Below are 23,361 nucleotides of genomic sequence, written 5' to 3'. Positions count from 1 at the left end.
GCATGACGGTGCGCGTTCAGACGGCGGATTTTGACCTTGGCGCGGAGTTGACCGCGCAGCGTGCCGGCGATGCCCGGATCGGCGCGCAGGTCAGCTTCCTCGGTCTGGTGCGCGACCTCAACGGCGGGGCCGGGGTCAGTGAGATGACCCTGGAGCACTATCCCGGCATGACCGAGAAGTCACTCGAAGAAATCGTCGACGCAGCCAAGGCGCGCTGGGATATCTACGACGCATTGGTCATTCATCGCATCGGGCCGCTGCTGCCCTGCGACCAGATCGTGCTGGTTGCCGTGACCAGTGCGCATCGCGGCGAGGCCTTTGCCGCCTGCGAATTCATCATGGACTACCTGAAGACGCGGGCACCGTTCTGGAAGCGGGAAGTCACGCCGGACGGCGCACACTGGGTCGATGCCCGGGACAGCGACGATACGGCGGCGGCGCGTTGGGAAAAATAGGCGTACCGGGATAATAAAAAAGGGAGCCGCGGCTCCCTTTTTATTGGCCTGCGCCTGGTTCAGGTCTTGAACTGGGCAACCGTCTGGTGCAGGGAGTCGGACAGCGAGTGCAGGCGGCGTGCCGCATCCGCTGTATGGCGTACGGCAATGGCGCTTTCTTCCGACATCTGGGCGATGGTTTCGAGCTTTTGCGCGATGTCGTTGCTGGCCGTTCCCTGTTCGCGAATCGAGTCGGAAATGCCATTTACCACGAAGGAAACGCGCAGGGCGCCGTCGCGGATGCGATTGATCGACTGACCGGCCTGGTTGGCTAGTTCGACGCCGCTCGCGACCTGTTCGACGCCGGCTTGCATACTGTCGACGGCGCTCTTCGTGCCGTTCTGGATCTTGGCGACCATGCCGCCAATTTCTGTCGTCGACAGGGTGGTGCGCTCGGCCAGCTTGCGCACTTCGTCGGCAACCACGGCAAAGCCACGGCCCTGTTCGCCGGCACGCGCCGCTTCGATGGCGGCGTTGAGGGCAAGCAGGTTGGTCTGGTCGGCGATTTCCTTGATGGTATTGACGATCGAGGTGATCTGGTTCGATTGGTGGCCGAGTTCCTCGACAATATTCGACGAGGACTGGACGGCTTCGGAAATCAGGCGCATCTCGGTCGCGGCGTTGTGGATCACGGTGGCGCCTTCTTCCGAGATGGTGCGCGACTCTTCCGAAATGCCATGCGCTTCGGCGGCATTCTCGGTGACCTGGTCGATACTGACTGCCATTTCCTCGACCGAAGCGGCCATCGACGAGGCGGCGTCGCTCTGCTGGCGGGCCCGGTCGGCGACTTCTTCCGATGCATTCAGCAACTGGTTGGCAGCGCTCGATACCTCGACGGCATTGCCGATGATGGTCGAGATCATGCTGCGCAGTGTGTCCTGCATGGTCCGGATATTGGCGAGCAGGCTGTCCTGGTCGTTGGCTGCAACCTCGACCGGTGTCGTCAGGTCGCCCGAGGCGATGCGCTTGGCGACGGCCGAGGCAATGCTCGGGTCGCCGCCCAGGGTCTTGATGATGTTGCGCGAGACCAGCAGCAGCGATACGGCGATGAAGCCGCCGATGGCGATGCCCCAGAGCAGCAGCTTGACGGCATCGGCGCGGAACTTGGCATCGACGTCATCGACATAAATGCCGGAACCGATGACCCAGCCCCAGGGCTCGAAACCCTTGACGTAGGAAATCTTGGGGACGCCTTCTTCCGAGCCCGGCTTCGGCCACAGGTAATCGACGAAGCCGGCGCCATTCTTCTTGACCATGGTGTTGAATTCGACGAACAGCAGCTTGCCGTTCTTGTCCTTGAGCTGGTCGAGTTTCTTGCCTTCCAGTTCGGGCTTGATCGGGTGCATGACCATCAGGTCAGTGAGGTCGTTGATCCAGAAGTACTCGACCTTGTCGTAGCGCATGGCGCGCAGGGTGTTGATGGCAGCCTTCTTGGCGTCGTCGACCGACATGCGGCCTTCGCTCGCTTCCTTTTCGTAGTTGGCCACCGTCGCCTGGGCGACTTCAACCAGGTTGCGAACCTTGTCCTGGCGATCGCCAAGCATCTGGCTCTTGCCGTTGATCAGCAATACCGCGAACAGCACGATCAGCGCGCCGATCGTCGCAAGGGTCATCGCGGTCAGTTTGCCGCGCAGTGTCATTCCTTGTCCCATCATTATTCCACCCTGTTTTTGTGTGTTCTGTAACTGATGGGAAATTTAACATATTCGCCACCAATGTAGGTGGGGTGATTGAAATTCGTCAGTTTGTCCCTATCTGACCAATATCAACAGGCAAACCTTGTGAAGGACGAACATGCGACTCGACAAATTCACCACCAAATTCCAGCAGGCTCTGGCCGATGCCCAAAGTCTGGCAATCGGCGGCGACCAGCAGTTCATCGAACCCCAGCACCTGTTGCTGGCACTGCTCAACCAGGACGATGGCGGCACCACCTCGTTGCTGGCCCGTGCCGGCATCAATGTGCCGGCCCTGCGCGCCGATCTGGAACGGGCACTGAAAAACCTGCCGCAGGTTTCTGGCCACGGCGGCGACGTTTCCGTCGGCCGCGATCTGAGCAACCTGCTCAATCTGACCGACAAGGAAGCCCAGAAGCGCGGCGACCAGTTCATCGCCAGCGAGATGTTTCTGCTCGCGCTGTGCGATGACAAGAACGAAACCGGCCGCATCGCCAAGCAGCACGGTTTCTCGCGCAAGTCCATCGAAGCCGCGATCATGGCCGTGCGCGGCGGGCAGGGCGTTGATTCGCAGGAAGCCGAAGGGCAGCGCGAGTCGCTGAAGAAATATTGCATCGACCTGACCGAACGAGCCGCCCAGGGCAAGCTTGATCCGGTGATCGGTCGCGACGATGAGATTCGTCGTGCCATCCAGATCCTGCAACGGCGCACCAAGAACAACCCGGTGCTGATCGGCGAGCCGGGCGTCGGCAAGACGGCCATCGTCGAAGGCTTGGCGCAGCGTATCGTCAATGACGAAGTGCCGGAAACCCTGAAGGGCAAGAAGGTGCTGGTCCTCGACATGGCCGGCCTGCTTGCCGGCGCGAAATATCGCGGCGAGTTCGAGGAGCGCCTCAAGGCCGTGCTCAAGGAAGTCTCGCAGGAAGCCGGGCGCATCATCCTGTTCATCGACGAACTGCACACCATGGTCGGCGCCGGCAAGGCGGAAGGCGCCATGGACGCCGGCAACATGCTCAAGCCGGCGCTGGCGCGCGGTGAGCTGCACTGCATCGGCGCGACCACGCTCAACGAGTATCGCAAGTACATCGAGAAGGATGCCGCACTCGAGCGCCGTTTCCAGAAGGTGCTGGTCGACGAGCCCTCAGTCGAATCGACCATCGCCATCCTGCGCGGCCTGCAGGAAAAGTACGAACTGCACCACGGCGTCGATATCACCGACCCGGCCATCGTCGCCGCTGCCGAGTTGTCGCACCGCTACATCACCGACCGCTTCCTGCCCGACAAGGCGATCGACCTGATCGACGAGGCCGCGGCCAAGATCAAGATGGAAATCGACTCCAAGCCGGAATCGATGGACAAGCTCGACCGCCGCATCATTCAGCTCAAGATCGAGCGCGAGGCAGTCAAGAAGGAAAAGGACGAAGGCTCGAAGAAGCGTTTTGCCCTGATCGAGGAAGAAATCGCCCGCCTGACCAAGGAATACTCCGATCTCGAGGAAATCTGGAAGGCCGAGAAGTCTGCCGTGCTCGGTTCCGCCCAGATCAAGGAGGAAATCGATCATCTCAAGGCCGATATCGCTCGTCTGCAGCGCGAAGGCCGGCTGGGTGAAGTGGCTGAACTGCAATACGGCAAGCTGCCGCAGCTGGAAGCCCGGTTGAAGGCGGCCGAAAAAGCCAATGAAGGCGAAGGGCGCAAGAACAAGCTGTTGCGCACCCAGGTCGGCGCCGAGGAAATCGCCGAAGTGGTTAGTCGCGCCACCGGCATTCCGGTCAGCAAGATGATGCAGGGTGAGCGCGAGAAGCTGCTGCACATGGAAGACAAGCTGCATCAGCGCGTCGTCGGGCAGGATGAAGCCGTGCGCCTGGTCGGCGATGCCATTCGCCGTTCGCGCGCCGGCCTGTCGGATCCGAATCGTCCCTACGGCTCCTTCCTCTTCCTCGGCCCGACCGGCGTCGGCAAGACGGAGCTGTGCAAGGCCCTGGCCGAGTTCATGTTCGATGCCGAGGATCACCTGATCCGCATCGATATGAGCGAATTCATGGAGAAACACTCGGTCGCCCGCCTGATCGGCGCGCCGCCGGGCTATGTCGGCTACGAGGAGGGCGGTTACCTGACCGAAGCGGTGCGCCGCAAGCCGTACTCGGTGATCCTGCTCGATGAGGTCGAGAAGGCGCACCCGGATGTCTTCAACGTGCTGCTGCAGGTGCTCGACGACGGCCGGATGACCGATGGTCAGGGCCGTACGGTCGACTTCAAGAATACGGTCATTGTCATGACTTCCAACCTGGGCAGCCAGATGATCCAGCAGATGGCCGGCGAGGAATACGGTGTCGTCAAGCTGGCGGTGATGGCGGAGGTCAAAAACTACTTCCGGCCGGAGTTCATCAACCGCATCGACGAAGTCGTCGTCTTCCATGCGCTCGACGAGAAGCACATCGCCGGCATCGCGAAGATCCAGCTCGGTTACCTGGAAAAACGCCTGGCCCAGCTCGACATGGCGATTGTGGTCGCCGACAGCGCCCTGGCCGAACTGGCGCAGGCCGGTTTCGATCCGGTGTTCGGGGCACGGCCGCTCAAGCGGGCGATCCAGCAGCAGATCGAGAATCCGCTGGCGCGGGCGATCCTGGAAGGCAAGTTTGCCGCCAAGGATACGATCCGGGTCAGCTGCGAAAATGGCATCATGCGCTTCGCCAAGGTCTGATTGCTGGTCAGGAAATGAAAAAAGGCGGGGATTTCCCGCCTTTTTTCGTGTCTACCGCTGGCTGCTTAGCAACGGCCCTTCTTGGCCTGGCCCGGCGGGCAGTGGCCGCCATCCTGGTGCGGCACGCCGCGCTCACCGCGCCCCGTGTAGTATTTTTCACCACGCGGTCCGTTGTGGCGTTTCCAGTAATCCTGGTCGCGCCAGTCGTAACCGTCCCAGTAGTAGCCGCGATCGTTGCGACTGCCAAAGGTGACGGTGACGCCCGGTGCCTGGACGCGAACGTTGCCGATGTCGACCTTGATGTCGGCGGCCGGTGCAAGCAGCGGCGCGGCGGCGAGAGCGGCGGCAATAAGGAATTTGTGCATGGAGTGTCTCCGTGGTCGAGTGAATATTGATTAACGCCGCGTGGCGGAAATCGTTGGCGAGAGGATTGTAAAGAAATGTCGCAGGAACTGAAGGACTGGCAGGCTCAGCGCCATGCCGAATTGAGCGGGCCCGACAGCTGGCTGGGCATGCAGGGCTTGTTCTGGCTGGAGCCCGGTGAGAACCGGGTTGGCAGCAGCGAGAACTGTCGCGTCCAGTTGCCGTCCGGGCCGGCTCATCTCGGCGACTTGATCTGGGCGGGGGAACTGCTCTCATGGCAGCCGCTCGCCGGTTCGGCGCGTGAGTTGCAAACGGATCGTTCGGGTCAGCCCTCAGCGGTCGACCACGAAAATCTGTCATTTTTCATCGTCGACCGTGAAGGACGTCTGGCAGCCCGTGTGCGTGATCGTGACTGGGCTGCCCGGCAGCCCTTTGCCGGCTTGTCATACTTTCCTGCGGCGGCGGAGTGGGCGATCGAGGCCGAATGGCAGGTTCTGGCACCGCCACTGTCCATGGAAGTGCCCAATGTCACTGGCGAATTGAAGACGGTTCTGGTCAGTCACAAGGCGGTGTTCAATGTGGCCGGGCAATACGTCGAACTGTTGCCGATGTCGGTCGGCGAGCACGAGGTATTCTTCGTGTTCCGCGACCGGACGAGCGGCAAGGAAACTTACGGTGCCGGGCGTTTCCTGAAGGTGTTGCCAGCGGTCGACGGAAAAATCAGGCTCGATTTCAACCATGCCTACAATCCGCCCTGTGCGTTCACGCCATTTGCCACCTGTCCGTTGCCTCCCCCGGAAAACTGGTTGCCCTTCGCCGTGCCGGCCGGAGAAATGAAACCCGGGGCTTAGCAAACGACCGTCGGCAACGGTCGTCTGGGGTATCATCCGGGCATAGGCTCTTTCGCTTCATCAGGGCTGTCTGCCGATCAATGCGGGACGCCCGTTTAACCGAACCTCTGCTCATGAACCCCAATTTCTCGCTGCTTCGCCATTTTCTTGCCTTCTGCATGTTCGTCCTGGTCGGTGCTCAGCCGGCATTGGCCAATGATCATGGTGGCGGAGCCGCCGCTCCCGAACCGCTCAAGTTTGTTGTCAATCTGGGCGATCCGGCCAAGGGGGGCAAATATCTGCAGGTGCAGATGGTTTTCGAAGCGGCTTCGCCGGAGGCCGATCATCATCTGGCTGCGCACCGGCCGCGTATCCAGCATGCCATGATCCTGCTGCTTTCCAGCCAGGATGCTGCCAATCTGCTGACGCTGAAGGGCAAGAAGGATCTGATGGAAGAAATCATCGATACGGTTAACCATTTGTTGCACGAAACCGAAAAAACCGGTGTCAAGGAAGTCTTCTTTACCAGCTTCATCATCCAGTAAGGCCAGCCGCTGCGGCAATAAAATATTGCCGCGGCCCTTGAGAAAGCCGGCAGACACCCGTAAATAGGGTTGTAGGAGTTCTCATTGGAGGTGTGCGATGAACGTCATCTACAGCAGCGATCATTACTGGGTGCTGGCTTATCCGGCGCAACAGGGTTTTGAGCTTTTCGACAAGGAAAGCCTGTCTACGCTGTTCCTGCAGGGGCCTCTGGCCTGGCATTTTCGCAATGCGATGGAAGAAATCCCGGAAGCCGAGCGCGATGAGGAAACCATTGATGCCTTCCTCGACGATTACTGTGCCGGCAGTACCCGCCCCATCGTTTTCCACTGACGTGCTAGAATCGCGCCATTGTCTTGATTAGCCTGGGAATGCAGCCAAATGGGTGACGTAAATACGAGCTACGTGTCTGATCACACGAAATGGATGAACGAACAACTGGAAAAGAACCCGGCCTGGGTTGAAGATCAGAAGGTCGGTCGCGCCCTGTGGTGGGACAAGAAACAGGATGTCGACACCAGTACGCGCAATGCCGACTCCAAGGTTGCCCAGAAACCGTATCCGTACGATGTGAATTTCTTCGGCGAATAATCAGTCGCCGCTTCCCGCAGACACCGTCTGGTGTTTTTCGGGGATGAAAAAAAGCCGGTCAATCGACCGGCTTTTTGTTGTCTGGCTTTCCTGATCAGCCAACCAGCGGCTTGACGACGCGCTTGACGGCGGTGTCGTCCGGGTGCGGATGGATGGTGAAGCCCAGGCTGGTCATCAGGCGGAACATCTTGCTGTTGGTCGACAGCACGTCGCCGACCACAGCACGGTAGCCCTTGGCGCGGGCGCAGTCGATCAGCGCCGTCATCAGCTTGCGGCCGACGCCGCATTTCTGCCAGTCGTCGCCGACGGCCAACGCGAACTCGACCGATTCGCCATCCGGATTGACCACGTAGCGGGCAACGCCAATCTGGTATTCCTTGCCTTCGGCGATTTCGTCTTCTGGCGGCAGCGTGGCGACCAGGGCCATTTCGCGGTCGTAGTCGATCTGCGTGAAGCGGACCAGCATGGTTTGCGTCAGTTCGCGCAGGGTGTCCATGAAGCGGTAGTAGCGCGATTCGTCGGACATGCGCTTGACGAATTCCTGCTCCAGTTCGGCATCTTCCGGACGGATCGGGCGGATGGTGACGACCTTGCCGTCGTTCATCTGCCATTCCTGGATCAGGTGGACCGGGTAGGGGTAGATCGACATGTGGGCGTAACGGTCGCCACTGGCGCCGGCGGCGTGGTCGATGACGATGCGGGCATCGGCAGCGATGGCGCCGTTTTCATCGACGATCAGCGGATTGAGATCGAGCTCCATGATCCACGGCAGTTCGCAGACCATTTCCGAAATGCAGAGCAGGACTTCCTTGAGCGCGTCGCGGTCGACCGGCGGCATGTTGTGGAATTGGCCGAGGATCTTCGAGGCGCGTGTCGAATCGATCAGGTCGGCGGCCAGGAACTTGTTGAGCGGTGGCAGGGCGACCGAACGGTCGCTGAAGATCTCGACGTCGAAACCACCGGCACCGAAGGTGATGACCGGTCCGAAGATCGGATCGCGGAAAACGCCGATCATCAGTTCGCGACCATTCGGACGCGACAGGAAGGGCTCGATCGAAACGCCGTTGATCTTGGCGTTCGGATGGCGCTTGCTGACCGTATCGATGATGTCGTGATAGGCGTTGCGTACGGCCGGCGCATTGACGATGTTGAGGCGCACGCCGCCGGCGTCGGATTTGTGCGGCAGATCCGGCGAGTCGACCTTCATGGCGATCGGGAAACCGATCTGCTCGGCGAGCAGCAGGGCCTCGGTCGCCGTGCGGGCAACCATGGTCTGCGCGACCGGCACCTTGAAGGCGCGCAGGATGGCCTTGGATTCCATTTCGGAAAGCACCTTGCGGCGCTCGGCGAGCAGGGCCTCGATCAGCATCTTGGCGCCTTCGGCTTCCGGGCGACCGTGCTGGCGGGTCGGTTCCGGCGTTTGCAGCAGCAGCTTCTGGTTGCGGTAATACTTGGAAATGTGGTGGAACAGCTCGATCGCCGTTTCCGGCATGCGGAAGGCCGGGATGCCGTTGTCTTCGAGCAGCTTGCGCGCTTCGGCAACCTGTTCTTCGCCCATCCAGCAGCAGATGATGGTGCGGTTGAGCTTGTCGGAAATCTCGATGATTGCCTTGGCAACACCCAACGGGTCGGTCATCGCCTGTGGCGAGAGCATGATCAGGGTGCTGTCGACATTCGGGTCCTGCGTTACGGCAAGCACGGCATCGCGGTAGCGTTCCGGCGTCGCATCGCCGGCGATGTCGATCGGGTTGCTGTGCGACCAGGTGGTGGGCAGCGCCTTGTTGAGCACGGCCATGGTTTCGGTCGACAGTTCGGCGAGCGGGATGCCCATGTCGCCGGCACGGTCGGCCGCCATGGCGCCCGGGCCGCCACCGTTGGTGATGATGGCCAGGCGGTTGCCGAGCGGACGGAACTTGGAAGCGAGTGCCTTGGCGGCATAGAACAGCTGACCGACGTTCTGGACGCGGACCACGCCGGCGCGGCGCACGGCAGCGTCGAACACGGTATCGGAAACAGCTGCCATGCCGGAATGGGTCGCGGTGGCCATGGCGCCGGCTTCGTGGCGACCGGCCTTGAGCAGGATGATCGGCTTGATGCGGGCGGCCGAGCGCAGGGCGCTCATGAAGCGGCGGGCATTGCGGATGCCTTCGACGTACATCAGGATGTAGTGCGTGCGGCTGTCGTAGATCAGGTAGTCGAGGATTTCACCGAAATCGACGTCGGCTGTCATGCCCAGCGAAATGACCGAAGAGAAGCCGACCTGGTTGGCCTTGGCCCAGTCGAGCACGGCCGAACACATGGCGCCGGATTGCGAGACCAGGGCGAGATTGCCCGGATTGGCGGTGATCTTGGTGAAGGTGGCGTTGAGGCCGAGTTCCGGGCGGATGATGCCGAGGCAGTTCGGGCCGAGAATGCGGACGTTGTAGGAGCGGGCGATTTCCAGCACCTTGCGCTCGAGCGCGGCGCCGATATGGCCGGCTTCGGAAAAACCGGAGGCGATGACGATGACGTTGCGCACGCCCGAACGGCCACATTGCTCGATCAGTTGCGGCACGGTTTGCGGCCGGGTGGCGATGACCGCCATTTCGACGCGGGCGCCGATTTCCTCGATCGACTTGTAGGCCGGCTGGCCCTGAATGGTTTCGTGCTTCGGATTGATGGCGTACAGCTTGCCCTTGTAACCCGAGTTCAGGATGTTCTTGAAAATGACATTGCCGACCGAGTTTTCCCGTTCGGAGGCGCCGATCACGGCAACCGATTTCGGTTCGAAAAGCGAAGTTAGATAGTGCTGTTCCAACATGGCGAACCCCTCATTAGCTTGTTATTGTGCAGCGCACGATTCTGGCACAAATGAAGGGTGATTGCCATGTGGGCAAAGCACTTACGGATTATTCAACCAGCGACAATTCGAGGTGCAGCGACTGGGAAAGGGCGCGGTGGACCGGGCATTTCCCGGCAATTTCCAGCAGGCGCTGGCGTTGTGTGTCGCTGAGTTCACCTTCCAGGGTGATCTCGCGCTTGATCTGGTCGCGCGGCTTGCCATCGACCTCGATTTTTTCGTGGCTGAGTGTCACCTTGATGCCGGTTAGCGGCAGTTCCTTGCGTTCGGCGTACATGCGCAGCGTCATCGAGGTGCAGGCACCCAGGCCGGCCATCAGGAAATCGAACGGGGCCGGGCCGGCATCGCCGCCGCCGACGCTGACCGGTTCATCGGCGAGCAGCCGGTGCTGGCCGACGCGGACCTCCTGCTGGTATCTTCCCTGACCATTTTCTGCAACGATGACGAGATCCGACATGACAGGCTCCTTGAACGAAATGCCGCAAATCATACCTGCTTCGCCCTGGGTCGAACGACATTGCCCGCTGATCCCTGCCGGTGGTCGTGTGCTTGATCTGGCCTGCGGCAGCGGCCGCCACGTCCGCCTGCTGGCCGGGCGCGGCCATCCGGTGCTGGCGGTCGATCGCAATGGCGAAGCCTTGGCTGCTCTGGCCGGCTTGAGCAATGTCGAAACCCGCCTGCTCGACCTCGAAGGCGAGGCCTGGCCGCTCGCTGGCGAGCGCTTTGTCGGTATCGTCGTCACCAACTACCTGTGGCGGCCGCATCTGCCGGATGTGCTGGCCATGCTGGCGTCGGGCGGCGTGCTGATCTACGAAACCTTCATGCAGGGCAACGCGGCCTACGGCAAGCCGTCCAGCCCGCAGTTCCTGCTGCAGCCGGGCGAGTTGTCAGCCCAAGTTAAGGCGGCCGGTTTGCGCGAGATTGCCTTCACCGAAGGCTACGTCGAGCAGCCGCGGCCAGCGATGATTCAGGCGGTCTGCGCCGTGCGCGACTGAACGATGCGTTCGGCCAGGCTGGCGACGCCAGCGGTCGACAGGTCGCTGGCGGCAAATTTCAGGGATGTTTCGATGCCGGCAAAACTGCGGGCCTGCGAGCGGCGGTAAAGCGGATCGTAATGTTCCGCCAGCAGTTCGCGCACCAGGGTTGGCCATTCGGCATCGCGCGCCAGTTGCTGCCAGCGGTTGAGCAGTTCGCGGCAGAGCAGTGAGCGCAGGGTTTCCAGGCGGCCGATCAGGAAATCCGGATCGGTCAGGAAATAGTCGTAGTCGCGCAGCAGGAATTCGACACGCGACTCGATATCGGCTTCGACCTGCAGGCATTCGCCGCTGCGCATGGCGGCAAGCAGGGCATCCGGCAGATGCAACTGGCCGATCTTGCGGCTTTCCGCTTCGACATAGACCGGACGGCTTGGGTCGAGCGCGGTCAAGGCTTGCAGCAGGGCAGTTTCGAAGCCTTTTTGTGCCGGCTGCGGCTGGTCGGGCAGGACGCCGAGCACCGATCCCTTGTGGCTGGCCAGGGTTTCGAGATCGATGACCTGCTCGCCGGCGGCCGCGATCGCCTGCAGGATGCGCGTCTTGGCATTGCCGGTGGCGCCGCACAGAACACGGAAATCGAAGTTTTGCGGCAGTTCACCGAGGCGGGCCAGGACATGCGTGCGCCAGGTCTTGTAGCCGCCATCGAGTTGCCCGGCATGCCAACCGATGGCGCGGAAAATGGTGGTCATCGAACCACTGCGGTCGCCGCCGCGCCAGCAGTAGATCAGCGGCTTCCAGTGTTTGGGCCGGTCGAGAAAGCGTTCGCGCAGGTGGCGCGCGATGTTCTCCGCAACGAGCGCGGCGCCGATCTTCTTGGCTTCGAAGGGCGACACCTGTTTGTAGATGGTGCCGACCTGGGCGCGTTGTGCGTCGTCGAGCACCGGGCAACTGATCGCGCCCGGGATGTGGTCTTCGGCAAACTCGGCGGGCGAGCGGACATCGATGATCTCGTCGTAGGCCGCGAGATCGGCAAGCGTGGGGCGGGGCTGTTTCATCCGCCTATTTTAGCAAGGGGAGCAGGGCCGGCCAGACGTGATCGAGGATTAAAGGCTGTGCGGCGGCGGTCGGATGCAGGTTATCGGCCTGAAACAGCGACTGCTGGCTGGCAACCGGTTCGAGCAGGAAAGGCAGCAGCGCCGCCTTTCGGCTACCTGCCACGGTCGCGAAACTGCTGCGGAATTCCTCAGCGTACGGCCCGTAATTGGGCGGCAGGCGCATGCCGGCGAGCAGCACGCGCGCGCCGGCGGCCTGGGCGGCGGTTGTCATGGCGCTGAGGTTGTCGCGCATCTGGACCAGTTGCAGGCCGCGCAGCCCGTCGTTGGCGCCGAGTGCGATGACGACGACGGCCGGCTGGTATTGGCGCAGGGCGGCGGCGAGCCGGGCGCGCCCGCCGGCCGTGGTTTCGCCGGAGATCGACAGGTTGGCGACGCTATAATCAAGGCGTTTTTCCGCCAGGCGTTTGTCGAGCAGGGCCGGCCAGGCTTGTTCCGGGCGAATGCCGTAACCGGCCGACAGTGAGTCACCCATGACCAGGACGGTCTTGGCGGCCTGGGCCGGGAGCGTGGAAAAGAGCAGGACCAACAGGAAGAGAGCGAGCCGCATGGCAGGACAACCAGTCGTTGAAGTGGTGGGTTTGGGCAAGACCGTCGATAACGGTGGCGAGCCGCTGATCATTCTGCAGGATATTTCCTTTTCGGTCATGCCGGGCGAAACGGTGGCGATCGTTGGGGCCTCGGGTTCCGGCAAGTCGACGCTGCTCGGCTTGCTTGCCGGCCTGGACGTGCCGAGCGCCGGCGCAATCCGTCTCGACGGCCTGGCCCTGGCCAGCCTCGACGAGGATGCACGCGCCGTGCAGCGCGGCAAATTGCTCGGTTTCGTCTTCCAGTCATTCCAGTTGCTGCCTTCGCTGACCGCGCTGGAAAACGTCATGCTGCCGCTGGAATTGGCCGGTGCGAAGGCGTCGACCGCTACGGCGCAGAGCTGGCTGGAGCGGGTCGGCCTGAGCCACCGCCTCAAGCATTATCCGAAACACCTGTCCGGCGGCGAGCAGCAACGCGTCGCCCTGGCCCGCGCCTTCGCTCCTGCGCCGCGCCTGGTCCTGGCCGACGAGCCGACCGGCAATCTCGACGCCGCGACCGGGCAACAGATCATCGACCTGATGTTCGAGCTCAATGAGAAGGAAGGCACGACGCTGATCTTGGTCACGCACGACGAGGCGATTGCAGCGCGTTGCGGCCGCATCCTGCGTATCCAGTCCGGGCGACTGGCTGACTGAAGAATTTTGAATTTGGCTGATTTTTTACGGTTGACCGTAGAAAACCAGGCTTTTACCGAAGTTGTCTAGCGCGTCGCCGGCCATCGTGATGATCGGCGCGAGTTGGCGGGTTTTTGCAGTTTTGGAAAGCCTGGGCTCACACTTTCGGCCAGGAGCGGTCCTTCAAGCGCTTAACCACAAACCGGACATTTACCTTGAGGAAAATGCAATCAGGATAGATACTTGCTCGCCTATCTCATTTTTGTAGGTAAATTAGCGAACAAAGTGCCTGGAAAGCCTTGTGACTCCTTGAAGATTCGATGTTTCTTTGGCATCGGTTTGAATAAGCTTAGGCGGCCCATCGGTTCATCTATTAACTGCTAGGGTTTGCAATGGCATTCTCAAGAGTCTTTTATATAGTCTCGACGCTTTCTCTACTATTGCTGGTGCTTAGTTCTCCCATCTGGGTCATGCAACTAATTTTTGTTGTTGCCTACCGAGCATTTCTTCCTGCATTCATTATCGGAACGTATCCGATTACGATGTTTTTCCTTCAGAGAACCTCCGAACGATGCAGCGAAGCCAATAATTGTGCTGGCTTGCACCGCATACTTCCGTTGTTTTCTATACATTCGGTGCTTTTGTATTTTGCTTATGAAGGTATCAAAGACCTGCACTAATCCAGCGCTCAATCCAACCGCCTGACGGGTGTTGGGTTTTCCCCCTACAGTCGCTTTCCCAAACGGCCTATGTTCGCAAATGGTACGAAACGCCCCGTCACCCTTCGGCTCAGCAGGTCGGTCATGCGGAAGGTGTGACAGATAACAACTCCATCGCCGTGCAGCCCCAAGCACCCATCATGTGAAATTGGGAGATTTTTTCCGGTTGACCGTGTGCCTGGTTTGGCGACCTCTCAGACCCCCGAAACTGGCGTTTCCCCTTCCTGGCATAAGCGCCGGCTTTCCTTTGGGTCGCGGAAAATCAGGGCTTGCGTCTGGCGTTCGGGCCGGGAGGCATTTTCCAGCGCGCTGCTGACGATTTCATGGTGCGGGCTTTTCGGGCAGACGGGGTCGGCGGCGTCGGCATCGCCGGCGAGCAGGTAGGCCTGGCAGCGGCAGCCGCCGAGGTCTTCTTCCTTGTGGTCGCAGTCGCGGCAGGGCTTTTTCATCCAGCCGGTGCCGCGGTAGTGGTTGAAGCCTTCTGATTCGTACCAGATCTCGCGCAGGCTGCTGTCGCGGACGTTCGGGAAGCTCAGGCCGGGCAGCATGCGGGCGGTGTGGCAGGGTAGCGCCGTGCCGTCCGGCGTTACGGTCAGGAAGACGTTGCCCCAGCCGTTCATGCATTTCTTCGGTTTGCCTTCGTGGTAGTCGGGGACGACGAAAAGGATGCGCATGCGTTCGGCCAGCTTTTCCTTCCATTCATTGGTGATGGCCTCGGCGCGGCGTAATTGCTCGCGCGACGGCATCAGCTGGTCGCGGTTGAGCAGCGCCCACGAGTAGTACTGGGCGTTGGCGAGTTCGAGGTATTCGGCACCGAGTTCGTCGGCCATTTCGATGATGCGGCCGATGTGGTCGATGTTCAGGCGATGGATGACAACGTTCATGACCATCGGCCAGCCGCGCGCCTTGATCATTTCGCCGACCTTTTGCTTGAGGTCGAAGGTGCGCGTGTGGGTCAGGAAATCGTTGATCTCCTTGGTTGAGTCCTGGAAGGAGAGCTGGATGTGATCGAGGCCGGCCGCCTTGAAGGCGTCGAGGCGCGCTTCGGTGAGACCGATGCCGGAGGTGATCAGGTTGGTGTAGTAGCCGAGCTGGCGGGCTTCGCCGATGAGTATCTCCAGATCGTCGCGGAGCAGCGGTTCGCCACCGGAAAAGCCGCACTGCACGGCGCCGAGCTCGCGCCCTTCGCGCAGCACGCGCAGCCAGTCTTCGGTGCTCAGTTCGGCTTCATGTTTGGCGAAATCGACCGGGTTGTAGCAGAACACGCAGTGCAGCGGGCAGCGGTAGGTGACTTCGGCGAGCAGCCACATCGGCGGGCCGATTTTGGCCGGGGTATTCATGCCAGGGCTCCGCTGTCGAGGCGCAGCCAGCGCTTTTCGATGGCCATGGCGAGAAAGGCCTCGACGTCGCCGCGCAAGCCGCTGGCTGAAAAGGCTGTTTCAAGGTCGGCAACGATGGCCGCAATGTCGCGCTGGCCGTCGCAGCGGGCGAGGATCTCGCCGCCGCTCTGGTTTAGCTTGATCATCCCTTCCGGGTAGAGCAGCACATGGCATTGCTGCGCTGGCTCCCACTGGAAGCGGAAGCCATGGCCGAGGCGCGGTGTGCCGTCCATCAGGCGACTTTCCGTTCGGCGGTGACCCCGTTGGTGCCGTAGTGCTGGCCCATGACGTCGTTCATCGACCACAGGATGTCGAGCTTGAACTTGAGGATCTGCACGGCGCGTTCCTGCATGGCGCGGGTGCGGAAGTAGTCGAGCGTGACATTGAGGCCCTGGATGACGTCGCGCGGCGCCTGGCTGGTCCGGTTGCGGAAATATTGCAGGCCGGACGACTCGATCCACGGGTAGTGCCCAGGCCAGGTGGCCAGGCGCTGGAGGTGGATGACCGGGGCGAACAGTTCGGTCAGCGACGAGCAGACGGCCTCTTGCCACGGGGCGCGGCGGGCGAAGTTGATGTAGGCGTCGACGGCGAAGCGGACGCCGGGCAGCACGTGGCGCAGGTCGATAATTTCCTCGCGGGTCAGGCCGACGGCTTCACCGAGGCGTATCCAGGCTTCGATGCCGCCCAGATCGACCATCTTCTCGCCATTCGGCAGTCCGTATTCGAAGCCGTCATGGTCGAGGATGCGCTGCACCCAGCCGCGGCGTACTTCGCGGTCCGGACAGTTGGCCATGATCGCCGCGTCCTTCACTGGAATGGCGATCTGGTAGTAGTAGCGGTTGGCCACCCAGCCGCGAATCTGCTCGGGCGTGGCGTGGCCGGTATTGAGCATGACGTTGAACGGATGGTGGATGTGATAGGCCTTGCCGTTCTCGCGCAATTGCGCTTCGAATTCTTCGCGGCTCCAGGCCGGGCGGCCGTCGTCGGCGTCGTGGGATTCGGCAAGGATGTCGGCTCGGATCATGGCTGTCTCTCTTTGTTAGATGGTGATGCGGGTGCCGTCTTCGGCGACCTCGATGCTGCGCCGGGTCAGTTCGGCGCGCTGCGGCGAGTTTTCGTCGAGGATGGGATTGGTGTTGTTGATGTGGATGAGGATCTTGCGCACGTGTTTCGGCAGCTCGTCCAGCCAGTCCATCATGCCGCCGGGGCCGGATTGCGGCAGGTGGCCGATGTCGCGGGCGGTCTTGGTGGACAAGCCGGCGACGATCATTTCGTCGTCGGTCCAGAAGGTGCCGTCGACCATCACGCAATCGGCTTCGACCATGCGGGCGTGCACTTCAGCCGTCCGGGCGCCGAGGCCCGGGGCGTAAAATAGTTTGCGGCCGCTGCACTTGTCGGTGATGCTGACGCCGACGTTGTCGCCATCGACCGAGGCTTCGCGGTGCGGCGAGTAGGGCGCGGCCTTGCTGGACAGCGGTAGCACCGAGAACTCGAGGCCGGCCACTTTCGGCATGTTAAAGGCTGAGCCATCGAGCGGCAGGTCGTGATGCTCGACGCCGCAGTAATGCTCAAGCACGCGCAGCACCGGGTTGCCGGTGGTCAGGTCTTCGTAGACCGGCTCGGCGCACCACAGCGGCATCTTGGATTTCTGCTCGCGCAGCATGAAGAGACCGGTGGCGTGGTCGATCTGGCCGTCGACGAGCAGGATGCCGCCGATGCCGGTATCGCGCAGGGCACGGTTGGGCTGCAGTTCGGGCGTTGCCTTGATCTGCTGCAGGATGTCGGGCGAGGCGTTGAGCAGGGCCCAGTCCCTGCCGTCGTCGGCGCTGACGCAGATCGATGACTGGGTGCGCGGCTTGGCGCGGACACTGCCGTCGCGCAGGCCGGCACAGTTGCGGCAATTGCAGTTCCACTGCGGGAAGCCGCCGCCGGCCGAGGCGCCGAGAATGATCAGTTTCATGATTGATTGGAGCCGTCATCGCCAGCCAGTGTAGTGCTGCATGCTATGAGGTGCTTGATAAAACTGATGCATTTGCCCTTGTGGCAAGGCGCAAACCGCAGCGATACCAAGGGTATCGCGAGGATTTGTAACGCAGCCACGGGGGTAAAGGCGCAGTTTTATGTGCCGAATAGCTTGCAGTACTACACTTAAGCCGCGATGACGGCGTATTCCTTAGCGGGCGGCGATGTACATCGTGATTTCAAAGCCGAAGCGGAAGTCACAAGCGGTCGGGGTTTCCCATTTCATGGCACAGTCTCCTTGGTTTGTTGGTAGAGGCCGGCGGAGTGGCGCCGGTGAAATGCACTATGGCGCAGCCTCCCGGCGCGTGCCACGCGATAAGCATGAATACCCCCTACAGATTTTCATGAGATGTTGGCGTGCCTGGCAGCATCTCTTCGCGGACAGTTAGAATCGCTGGCATGAATCAGTGCGTGCGTTATCTTTCACCCGCCTCCTTGCCAATATCTGCCGCATGGTTGCCGGTTGCCGGCGGCCACCGGCTTTATGTCGAAGAGCATGGCGAGCCGGACGGAATTCCTGTGCTGGTCCTGCACGGCGGGCCGGGTTCGGGCAATTCGCGGGCGCACCTGCAGTTTTTTGCCGCCGGGCGTTATCGCGTCGTTCTGCCTGACCAGCGGGGCGCTGGGCGCAGCGAGCCGGCCGGTTGTTGCGAGTACAACACGACGGTCGACCTGCTCGATGACATCGAAAGTCTGCGCCGTGCTCTTGGCTTCGAGCGCTGGCTGGTCGTTGGCGGCTCCTGGGGAGCTACGCTCGGACTGCTCTATGCGGCAGCCCATCAGCAATGCGTCGGCGGACTCCTGTTGCGCAATCCCTTTCTGGCGCGGGCCTGCGATTTCGATGCCTTCTTCGGCGGGCAGAAGGCGCACTTCCCGCTTGCCTGGCACGCCTGGGAAAAGCTCGGGGCACCGGGCGCGCCCGGCGCCATGTTGCCCTGGCTGGTCGAAGAGTTTGCAACCGCTGGCAGTGTACGACTGCAGTCATTGGTCGAGGCTTGGCACGGTTGGGAGAGCGCGCTTAGCGGCAGTCCGGTACGCAGCTTGTCGGCTGGCGAGATTGCTGGGCTATTGCAACGATACCGCCTGCAATGCCATTACTTCGGTCAATCCTGCTTCCTGCCGGACAATGCGGTGTTTTCTGCTGCCGTGTCTGTCGCGGCGGCGGGGCTTCCGGTTCGCGTCGTGCAAGGCATGAGCGATCTGGTCTGCCCGCCAGCTGGTGCATCCGCGTTGCTGGAGCGTCTGCCGTCCGCAACTTGCGACGGGGTGCCCGGGGTCGGTCACGATCCGTTTGCGCCGGCAATGCAAGGGGCGATGCGTGCCGCTCTGGCGCACCTGGCGGCCGGTTGGCGGTGAGTTGCTGTCAGATTCTTGTTTCGATGTCCGACCGGATATTGCACTGCCGTAGCGGTCGACCGGGCTGATAGGCCGAATATTGAAATCTGTTTTTTTGAGTGAGGTGCTATGCATAGTTGCGATGGCTGCACGGTGTGCTGCAAGGTCCTGAAAATCCGCGAGCTCGACAAGCCGGCCAACACCTGGTGCGCCGATTGCAAGATCGGCGTCGGTTGCGGGATTTACGAAACGCGGCCGGAGTCGTGCCGGGTTTATGAATGCATCTGGCTACAGACGCAAAGTCTGGACAAGCCGATTGCGGCGGCTTTGCGGCCGGATCGCTCGCGCGTCGTGATCGGCACCACCAATCACGGCGAGGATGTCGTGCTCTACGTTACGCCGGACCGCCCGGATGCCTGGCGGCGCGGCGAGTTCGCCAGGCTGGTCGGTGAATTCAAGGGGCGCGGCATCAAGGTGCTGGTCAGTTGCGGCGACGACCTGCAGGTCGTCTGATTCAGATTTTGAGCAGGTGCTGCGCGGCGCGGCGGCCGCTGCGTACGGCGCCTTCCAGCGTCGCCGGGTAATCGGCCCAGGTGTAGTCGCCGGCGAGGAAAACGGCGGGATGGCTGGTTGTGCAGGCGGGGCGGGCGATATCCGGTCGACCGGAAAAAGTTGCCCGTTTTTCACGGATCACCTTGCGCCAGCTGGCCTTTGTGGTGAGGTTGAGCTCGCTTTCCAGTTCGTCGGCGAGCGCCTCGTCAGTCAGTGCCTCCCAATCGCCATGGCCGCTCAGGATGCAGGCGAGCAGTCCGCCCTGGCGGTCGACGACCCACTGGCCGTGATTTCCCAGCTGGCTGACGAGCGGAAAATCGAGGCGCGTTTCCGGGCTGAATTGCAGGTAGATCGTGGCGATCGGCTCGTAGTCGTAAGCGGTCGCCGCTTCCGGCCAGAGCATGGCGACATGTTGCGCGGCGCAGGCGATGACGACGCCGGCGAAAGGCTGGCCGTCGACAAGAACGCCATCGCTGGTGGTTTCCAGACGGTCGACGCGTGTTTTCAGGCGAATTTCAGCGCCGTGTGCCTGCAGCCAGGCGGCGGCCGGTTCCGGCAGCAGGCGGCCGAGATTGGCGCGCGGCAGCAGCAGGTCGGTATCGGCGCGGCGCGGGCTGCCCAGGCTATCGCGCAGGACGTTGGCGAATAGTTGCGCCGAGGCGCGCTCGGGCGGCGTATTGAGCGCCGCGAGGCAGAGCGGTTCCCACAGGTGGCGGCGCAGCGCGCCGGTCTGGCCGGCGGCGTCGAGCCAGGCGGCGACCGTGGTGTCGGTTTCAAGCCGGAATTGCTGCCGCTTGATGCCGTCCATCCACAGCGCGGTGCGCAGTTTTTCCGCAAAACCGACGCCGCGTGCCGCGAGCAGGCCCCAGGCCAGGTTGAGCGGCGCCGGCAGATGCGGCAGCGCCATGCGAAAGCCGCTGTTGTCGCGTACCTGCAGCGGCCGGCGTTCGAGGAGTGTGGCGGGATCGGCGCCGACCTGATGCATCAGGGCGAGCGTTTCGCGATAGGCACCGAGCAGGATGTGCTGGCCGTTGTCGAGTTCGCGCCCGTCTATCGTCGCACTGCGCGCCCGGCCACCGAGCACGCGGCCGGCTTCGAACAGGGTCGTGGCGGTGCCGCCGGCGGTCAGCTCGACTGCTGCCGCGAGACCGGCCCAGCCGCCGCCGATGACTGCGACTTTCATGTGGCGTTTAGCCGGCAATCCAGGTCTTGCAGGCGATCCATATCTTGCGCACCGGCGTCAGCGAAATGCGCTGGTGCAGGACCTGGAAGTTCTCGCGGCGGATCTCGTCGAGCAGGGTGCGGTAAATCGCCGCCATGATCAGGCCGGGCCGCTGGCTTTTACGGTCGACGGCCGGCAGCAGGGCAAAAGCCTGGGCGTAATATTGTTCGGCACGCTCGGTCTGGAACTGCATCAGGGCCGTGAAATTGTCCGAATACTTGGCATTGAGAATGTCGGCGGCCGGCACGTTGAAGCGCTTCAGTTCATCCATCGGGATGTAGATGCGGCCGCGCCGGGCATCTTCGCCGACGTCGCGGATGATGTTGGTGAGCTGGAAGGCCATGCCGAGATCGTGCGCGTATTTTTGCGTCTGCCGGTCCTGGTAGCCGAAGATCGCGGCGGCGAGCAGGCCGACGACGCTGGCGACGCGGTAGCAGTAAAGCGACAGGCCCTTGAAGTCGAGGTAGCGCGTCTGTTGCAGGTCCATCTCCATGCCGTCGATGATTTCCAGCAACTGTTCCTTGGGCAGGTTGAAGTCGCGGTTGACCGCTTGCAGCGCCTGGCCGACCGGGTGTTGCGGCTGGCCGTCGGCGACGCGTTCGATTTCCTGGCGCCACCAGGTGAGTTTGGTCGAGGCGAGCGAGATGTCGTTGCATTCGTCGACGACGTCATCGACCTCGCGGCAGAAGGCATAGAGCGCCATGATGGCGCGCCGGCGTTCCTGCGGCAGGAAGAGGAAGCTGTAGTAGAAGGAGGAGCCGCTGCTGGCGCACTTCTCCTGGCAATATTGTTCGGGGCTCATGGGCTCACATTCTAAAGGCGCGGACGGCGAGAACCAGCCAGTCCGCCTTGCCGAGCTTGGGTCGGCGGTGGAAGACGTCGCCGCGCACCTGGCGCAGGCGTTCGAGGATGCGCAGCCCGCCCTGCACGGTCAGGCGGATTTCCCAGCCGAGCCGGCCGGGCAGGGCGTGGACGAGCGGCGCGCCGAGCTGCATCAGGCGACTGGCGCGGTCGATCTCGAAATCCATCAGGGCCGCCCACTCGGCCGACCAGCGCCCGGCGGCGATGTCGGCTTCGCTGATCCTGAAATGCGGCAAATCGGTCTGCGGGATGTAAACGCGGTCTTTTTGCCAGTCGACCGCCACGTCCTGCCAGAAATTGATCAATTGCAGCGCGCTGCAGATGCAGTCCGACTGTTCCAGGTGTTCCGGCTCGGTGCGCCCGAACAGGTGCAGCACCAGGCGGCCGACCGGATTGGCCGAGCGGCGGCAGTAGTCGAGCAGTTCCGGGTAATCGGCATAGCGTTTCTTGACGACATCCTGCGCAAAGGCGTCAAGCAGGTCGCGGAAAAGCTGGATGGGCAGTGCGTGCTGCGCGATGACGGCGGCGAGATCGACAAAAAGGGCAGTTTGCGGCGGTTGACCGCTGGCGATCCGGTCGAGCTCGGCCTGGTAGGCGGCGAGAGCGGCCAGGCGCTCGGGCGGCGTCGCCTCGCCTTCGTCGGCAATGTCGTCGGCGCTGCGCGCAAAGCGATAGATGACCTCGATCGGCCGGCGCAGGCGGGCCGGCACGAGCAGTGAGGCAACCGGGAAGTTTTCGTAATGTTCGACGGGCATGGGGCGGCAAGTATAGGGGGGAAGCGCTTTGAGTGGTAGAATGCGCGCCGCCTGCCCAGGTGGCGAAATTGGTAGACGCACCAGATTTAGGTTCTGGCGCCGCAAGGTGTGGGGGTTCGAGTCCCTTCCTGGGCACCATCGCAACGACGATGGTAAAGGCAAATGTTTACAGTCTGGTTGCATCAGGGCCGCTTGATCCCGAGGATAAGCGGCCTTTTTGTTTTCAGCCGCAGCCAGATTTCGCCGGAGTTTTGCCTTTTCATGATCATTCGTCCTCGCCATCACTGGTTTCGTCTGCTTTTTGTCTGGCGCGGCTCGGTCCTGCCGAATATCGTCGGGCGCCTGGCGCTGGTGCTTGCCGTCTCCGTTGTCAGCGTGCTGAGCCGCGAGTGGTGGATGAGCGCGCATGCCAATTCGGCCCTGAGCATCCCGCCATTCACCTTGATGGGCGTGGCGCTGGCGATCTTTCTCGGTTTTCGCAACTCGGTCAGTTACGAGCGCTTCTGGGAGGCGCGCCGGCAGTGGGGAAGTATCCTGATCGCGGCGCGTTCGCTGGTGCGGCAGGTGGTCAGCGTCCTGCCCGGCGAATCGCATGCTGCTTTTCGTCTGGAGCTGGTGCGCGCTGTGTCGGCCTTTGCCTTTGCCCTCAAGCACCAGTTGCGGCAGACCGATGCCGCCGCCGATCTGGCGCTGCGTCTCGATGCGCCGGCGCTGGCCGAAGTGGCTGCGGCCAGCTTCCAGCCGCAAATCGTCTTGCTGCAACTTGCCAACCGGCTGGCCGACGAACAGCGGCGTGGCAACTTGTCGGAGATGCAGTGGCTGGCGCTCGACAAGAGTCTGAGCGTCCTGGGCGAAACATCCGGTGCCTGCGAGCGCATTGCCAGCACGCCGATTCCTTACACCTATCGTGTCCTGATGAATCGCACGGTCATGGTCTATTGCCTGCTGCTGCCAGTCGGTCTGGCGACCAGTATCGGCTGGCTGACGCCGCTGATCGCGACTTTCGTCGCCTATACCTTTCTGGCGCTGGAAATCATCGGCGAGCAGATCGAGGAGCCGTTCGGAACCGAACCGAACGACCTGGCGCTCGATGCGCTGTGCCACACCATCGAGTGCTCAGTCTGCGAGATGGCGGGTCTTGCGCCGCTCGGCGAAGCGCCGGTCGCGCACGATTACGTGCTGAACTGAGTT

The 23,361-nt window shown here is 62.1% G+C and carries 25 protein-coding genes and 1 tRNA gene; 12 read left to right on the top strand and 14 right to left on the bottom strand.

What is annotated here, in order from left to right; genetic code table 11:
• The first annotated feature begins 2 nt into the window (after positions 1-2).
• Entirely contained in the window at positions 3-455 is a 453-nt protein-coding gene (moaE, locus tag KIG99_RS00460) for a molybdopterin synthase catalytic subunit MoaE (protein WP_226458262.1), read from the top strand.
• A gap of 59 nt (positions 456-514) precedes the next feature.
• Here moaE and KIG99_RS00455 read toward each other — a convergent pair whose 3' ends face one another.
• The gene (locus KIG99_RS00455; protein ID WP_319002347.1) at positions 515-2,134 is read right to left on the bottom strand and encodes a methyl-accepting chemotaxis protein; all 1,620 of its coding nucleotides are present in this window, start codon (positions 2,132-2,134) and stop codon (positions 515-517) included.
• 154 nt (positions 2,135-2,288) lie between these two features.
• Between KIG99_RS00455 and clpB the strand changes: the two genes are divergently transcribed.
• Entirely contained in the window at positions 2,289-4,871 is a 2,583-nt protein-coding gene (gene clpB / locus KIG99_RS00450) for an ATP-dependent chaperone ClpB (protein ID WP_226458261.1), read from the top strand.
• 65 nt (positions 4,872-4,936) lie between these two features.
• On the opposite strand, the gene KIG99_RS00445 is transcribed toward clpB, so the two are convergent.
• On the bottom strand, positions 4,937-5,236 hold the full coding sequence (locus KIG99_RS00445) for a DUF2502 domain-containing protein (RefSeq protein ID WP_226458260.1): 300 nt from the start codon (positions 5,234-5,236) through the stop codon (positions 4,937-4,939).
• 75 nt (positions 5,237-5,311) lie between these two features.
• Between KIG99_RS00445 and KIG99_RS00440 the strand changes: the two genes are divergently transcribed.
• The 4 genes from KIG99_RS00440 to KIG99_RS00425 all read left to right on the top strand — a co-directional run bounded on the left by KIG99_RS00440 (position 5,312) and on the right by KIG99_RS00425 (position 7,198).
• Positions 5,312-6,085, top strand: a complete 774-nt coding sequence (locus KIG99_RS00440; RefSeq protein ID WP_226458259.1) for a DUF1684 domain-containing protein — start codon at positions 5,312-5,314, stop codon at positions 6,083-6,085.
• 113 nt (positions 6,086-6,198) lie between these two features.
• Positions 6,199-6,609 carry a flagellar basal body-associated FliL family protein gene (locus KIG99_RS00435; protein WP_226458258.1) on the top strand — a complete coding sequence of 137 codons (411 nt, stop codon included), beginning with the start codon at positions 6,199-6,201 and terminating at the stop codon, positions 6,607-6,609.
• Positions 6,610-6,706: 97 nt separating this feature from the next.
• Positions 6,707-6,940, top strand: coding sequence for a DUF3567 family protein (locus KIG99_RS00430; protein ID WP_226458257.1), 234 nt, complete (start codon positions 6,707-6,709; stop codon positions 6,938-6,940).
• Positions 6,941-6,988: 48 nt separating this feature from the next.
• Entirely contained in the window at positions 6,989-7,198 is a 210-nt protein-coding gene (locus KIG99_RS00425) for a DUF3460 family protein (RefSeq protein WP_226458256.1), read from the top strand.
• A gap of 94 nt (positions 7,199-7,292) precedes the next feature.
• Here the strand turns inward: KIG99_RS00425 and KIG99_RS00420 are convergent, their stop codons facing one another.
• Both KIG99_RS00420 and KIG99_RS00415 read right to left on the bottom strand, forming a co-directional pair.
• The gene (locus tag KIG99_RS00420) at positions 7,293-9,998 is read right to left on the bottom strand and encodes a bifunctional acetate--CoA ligase family protein/GNAT family N-acetyltransferase (protein WP_226458255.1); all 2,706 of its coding nucleotides are present in this window, start codon (positions 9,996-9,998) and stop codon (positions 7,293-7,295) included.
• Positions 9,999-10,086: 88 nt separating this feature from the next.
• Positions 10,087-10,494, bottom strand: coding sequence for an OsmC family protein (locus tag KIG99_RS00415; protein ID WP_226458254.1), 408 nt, complete (start codon positions 10,492-10,494; stop codon positions 10,087-10,089).
• Between KIG99_RS00415 and KIG99_RS00410 the strand changes: the two genes are divergently transcribed.
• Positions 10,493-11,032: a class I SAM-dependent methyltransferase gene (locus KIG99_RS00410; RefSeq protein ID WP_226458253.1), complete on the top strand. Its 540-nt coding sequence runs from the start codon at positions 10,493-10,495 to the stop codon at positions 11,030-11,032. The genes KIG99_RS00415 and KIG99_RS00410 overlap by 2 nt on opposite strands.
• Here the strand turns inward: KIG99_RS00410 and mnmH are convergent.
• A complete protein-coding gene (mnmH, locus tag KIG99_RS00405) occupies positions 11,005-12,066 on the bottom strand; it encodes a tRNA 2-selenouridine(34) synthase MnmH (protein WP_226458252.1) in 1,062 nt (353 codons plus the stop codon). The two genes, KIG99_RS00410 and mnmH, sit on opposite strands and share 28 nt — an antisense overlap.
• A 4-nt stretch (positions 12,067-12,070) precedes the next feature.
• A complete protein-coding gene (locus KIG99_RS00400) occupies positions 12,071-12,673 on the bottom strand; it encodes an arylesterase (protein ID WP_226458251.1) in 603 nt (200 codons plus the stop codon).
• Between KIG99_RS00400 and KIG99_RS00395 the strand changes: the two genes are divergently transcribed.
• Entirely contained in the window at positions 12,672-13,346 is a 675-nt protein-coding gene (locus KIG99_RS00395; RefSeq protein WP_226458250.1) for an ABC transporter ATP-binding protein, read from the top strand. The two genes, KIG99_RS00400 and KIG99_RS00395, sit on opposite strands and share 2 nt — an antisense overlap.
• An 892-nt stretch (positions 13,347-14,238) precedes the next feature.
• Here the strand turns inward: KIG99_RS00395 and pqqE are convergent.
• The 5 genes from pqqE to pqqA all read right to left on the bottom strand — a co-directional run bounded on the left by pqqE (position 14,239) and on the right by pqqA (position 17,671).
• Positions 14,239-15,384, bottom strand: coding sequence for a pyrroloquinoline quinone biosynthesis protein PqqE (gene pqqE / locus KIG99_RS00390; RefSeq protein ID WP_226458249.1), 1,146 nt, complete (start codon positions 15,382-15,384; stop codon positions 14,239-14,241).
• A complete protein-coding gene (gene pqqD, locus KIG99_RS00385) occupies positions 15,381-15,656 on the bottom strand; it encodes a pyrroloquinoline quinone biosynthesis peptide chaperone PqqD (protein ID WP_226458248.1) in 276 nt (91 codons plus the stop codon). The genes pqqE and pqqD overlap by 4 nt, the downstream gene beginning before the upstream one ends.
• A complete protein-coding gene (gene pqqC / locus KIG99_RS00380) occupies positions 15,656-16,447 on the bottom strand; it encodes a pyrroloquinoline-quinone synthase PqqC (protein WP_226458247.1) in 792 nt (263 codons plus the stop codon). Before pqqC ends, pqqD begins: the two co-directional genes overlap by 1 nt.
• Positions 16,448-16,462: 15 nt before the next feature.
• On the bottom strand, positions 16,463-17,383 hold the full coding sequence (pqqB, locus tag KIG99_RS00375; protein ID WP_226458246.1) for a pyrroloquinoline quinone biosynthesis protein PqqB: 921 nt from the start codon (positions 17,381-17,383) through the stop codon (positions 16,463-16,465).
• 213 nt (positions 17,384-17,596) lie between these two features.
• Entirely contained in the window at positions 17,597-17,671 is a 75-nt protein-coding gene (gene pqqA / locus KIG99_RS00370; protein WP_141353941.1) for a pyrroloquinoline quinone precursor peptide PqqA, read from the bottom strand.
• Positions 17,672-17,844: 173 nt separating this feature from the next.
• Here pqqA and KIG99_RS00365 point away from each other — a divergent pair, with 173 nt between their 5' ends.
• Positions 17,845-18,801: an alpha/beta fold hydrolase gene (locus tag KIG99_RS00365; RefSeq protein ID WP_226458245.1), complete on the top strand. Its 957-nt coding sequence runs from the start codon at positions 17,845-17,847 to the stop codon at positions 18,799-18,801.
• Between the two features lie 108 nt (positions 18,802-18,909).
• Positions 18,910-19,293, top strand: a complete 384-nt coding sequence (locus KIG99_RS00360) for a hypothetical protein (RefSeq protein WP_226458244.1) — start codon at positions 18,910-18,912, stop codon at positions 19,291-19,293.
• A 1-nt stretch (position 19,294) separates the two neighbouring features.
• Here the strand turns inward: KIG99_RS00360 and hpnE are convergent, their stop codons facing one another.
• Genes hpnE through hpnC form a run of 3 tightly spaced genes read right to left on the bottom strand, consistent with a single transcriptional unit; the run spans position 19,295 to position 22,170 of the window.
• On the bottom strand, positions 19,295-20,515 hold the full coding sequence (gene hpnE, locus KIG99_RS00355; protein WP_226458243.1) for a hydroxysqualene dehydroxylase HpnE: 1,221 nt from the start codon (positions 20,513-20,515) through the stop codon (positions 19,295-19,297).
• Between the two features lie 7 nt (positions 20,516-20,522).
• Positions 20,523-21,356, bottom strand: coding sequence for a presqualene diphosphate synthase HpnD (gene hpnD, locus KIG99_RS00350; protein WP_226458242.1), 834 nt, complete (start codon positions 21,354-21,356; stop codon positions 20,523-20,525).
• Between the two features lie 4 nt (positions 21,357-21,360).
• The gene (gene hpnC, locus KIG99_RS00345; RefSeq protein ID WP_226458241.1) at positions 21,361-22,170 is read right to left on the bottom strand and encodes a squalene synthase HpnC; all 810 of its coding nucleotides are present in this window, start codon (positions 22,168-22,170) and stop codon (positions 21,361-21,363) included.
• A gap of 53 nt (positions 22,171-22,223) precedes the next feature.
• Here hpnC and KIG99_RS00340 point away from each other — a divergent pair.
• Positions 22,224-22,308: transfer RNA gene (locus tag KIG99_RS00340), tRNA-Leu, on the top strand.
• Positions 22,309-22,431: 123 nt separating this feature from the next.
• Positions 22,432-23,358: a bestrophin family protein gene (locus KIG99_RS00335; protein WP_226458240.1), complete on the top strand. Its 927-nt coding sequence runs from the start codon at positions 22,432-22,434 to the stop codon at positions 23,356-23,358.
• Positions 23,359-23,361: the final 3 nt, after the last annotated feature.

This window comes from Quatrionicoccus australiensis (assembly GCF_020510425.1).
Classification (GTDB): Bacteria; Pseudomonadota; Gammaproteobacteria; order Burkholderiales; family Rhodocyclaceae; genus Azonexus; species Azonexus australiensis_A.
Note: the sequence above shows the minus strand (reverse complement) of the source record. Positions and strands in the feature narration are given on the sequence as shown.

Bases quoted from the DNA above. Each gene is read 5' to 3' on its own strand.
- moaE (WP_226458262.1), top strand. From the start codon at position 3: ATGACGGTGCGCGTTCAGACGGCGGATTTTGACCTTGGCGCGGAGTTG.
- KIG99_RS00455 (WP_319002347.1), bottom strand. From the start codon at position 2,134: ATGACACTGCGCGGCAAACTGACCGCGATGACCCTTGCGACGATCGGC.
- clpB (WP_226458261.1), top strand. From the start codon at position 2,289: ATGCGACTCGACAAATTCACCACCAAATTCCAGCAGGCTCTGGCCGAT.
- KIG99_RS00445 (WP_226458260.1), bottom strand. From the start codon at position 5,236: ATGCACAAATTCCTTATTGCCGCCGCTCTCGCCGCCGCGCCGCTGCTT.
- KIG99_RS00440 (WP_226458259.1), top strand. From the start codon at position 5,312: ATGTCGCAGGAACTGAAGGACTGGCAGGCTCAGCGCCATGCCGAATTG.
- KIG99_RS00435 (WP_226458258.1), top strand. From the start codon at position 6,199: ATGAACCCCAATTTCTCGCTGCTTCGCCATTTTCTTGCCTTCTGCATG.
- KIG99_RS00430 (WP_226458257.1), top strand. From the start codon at position 6,707: ATGAACGTCATCTACAGCAGCGATCATTACTGGGTGCTGGCTTATCCG.
- KIG99_RS00425 (WP_226458256.1), top strand. From the start codon at position 6,989: ATGGGTGACGTAAATACGAGCTACGTGTCTGATCACACGAAATGGATG.
- KIG99_RS00420 (WP_226458255.1), bottom strand. From the start codon at position 9,998: ATGTTGGAACAGCACTATCTAACTTCGCTTTTCGAACCGAAATCGGTT.
- KIG99_RS00410 (WP_226458253.1), top strand. From the start codon at position 10,493: ATGACAGGCTCCTTGAACGAAATGCCGCAAATCATACCTGCTTCGCCC.
- KIG99_RS00415 (WP_226458254.1), bottom strand. From the start codon at position 10,494: ATGTCGGATCTCGTCATCGTTGCAGAAAATGGTCAGGGAAGATACCAG.
- mnmH (WP_226458252.1), bottom strand. From the start codon at position 12,066: ATGAAACAGCCCCGCCCCACGCTTGCCGATCTCGCGGCCTACGACGAG.
- KIG99_RS00395 (WP_226458250.1), top strand. From the start codon at position 12,672: ATGGCAGGACAACCAGTCGTTGAAGTGGTGGGTTTGGGCAAGACCGTC.
- KIG99_RS00400 (WP_226458251.1), bottom strand. From the start codon at position 12,673: ATGCGGCTCGCTCTCTTCCTGTTGGTCCTGCTCTTTTCCACGCTCCCG.
- pqqE (WP_226458249.1), bottom strand. From the start codon at position 15,384: ATGAATACCCCGGCCAAAATCGGCCCGCCGATGTGGCTGCTCGCCGAA.
- pqqD (WP_226458248.1), bottom strand. From the start codon at position 15,656: ATGGACGGCACACCGCGCCTCGGCCATGGCTTCCGCTTCCAGTGGGAG.
- pqqC (WP_226458247.1), bottom strand. From the start codon at position 16,447: ATGATCCGAGCCGACATCCTTGCCGAATCCCACGACGCCGACGACGGC.
- pqqB (WP_226458246.1), bottom strand. From the start codon at position 17,383: ATGAAACTGATCATTCTCGGCGCCTCGGCCGGCGGCGGCTTCCCGCAG.
- KIG99_RS00365 (WP_226458245.1), top strand. From the start codon at position 17,845: ATGAATCAGTGCGTGCGTTATCTTTCACCCGCCTCCTTGCCAATATCT.
- KIG99_RS00360 (WP_226458244.1), top strand. From the start codon at position 18,910: ATGCATAGTTGCGATGGCTGCACGGTGTGCTGCAAGGTCCTGAAAATC.
- hpnE (WP_226458243.1), bottom strand. From the start codon at position 20,515: ATGAAAGTCGCAGTCATCGGCGGCGGCTGGGCCGGTCTCGCGGCAGCA.
- hpnD (WP_226458242.1), bottom strand. From the start codon at position 21,356: ATGAGCCCCGAACAATATTGCCAGGAGAAGTGCGCCAGCAGCGGCTCC.
- hpnC (WP_226458241.1), bottom strand. From the start codon at position 22,170: ATGCCCGTCGAACATTACGAAAACTTCCCGGTTGCCTCACTGCTCGTG.
- KIG99_RS00335 (WP_226458240.1), top strand. From the start codon at position 22,432: ATGATCATTCGTCCTCGCCATCACTGGTTTCGTCTGCTTTTTGTCTGG.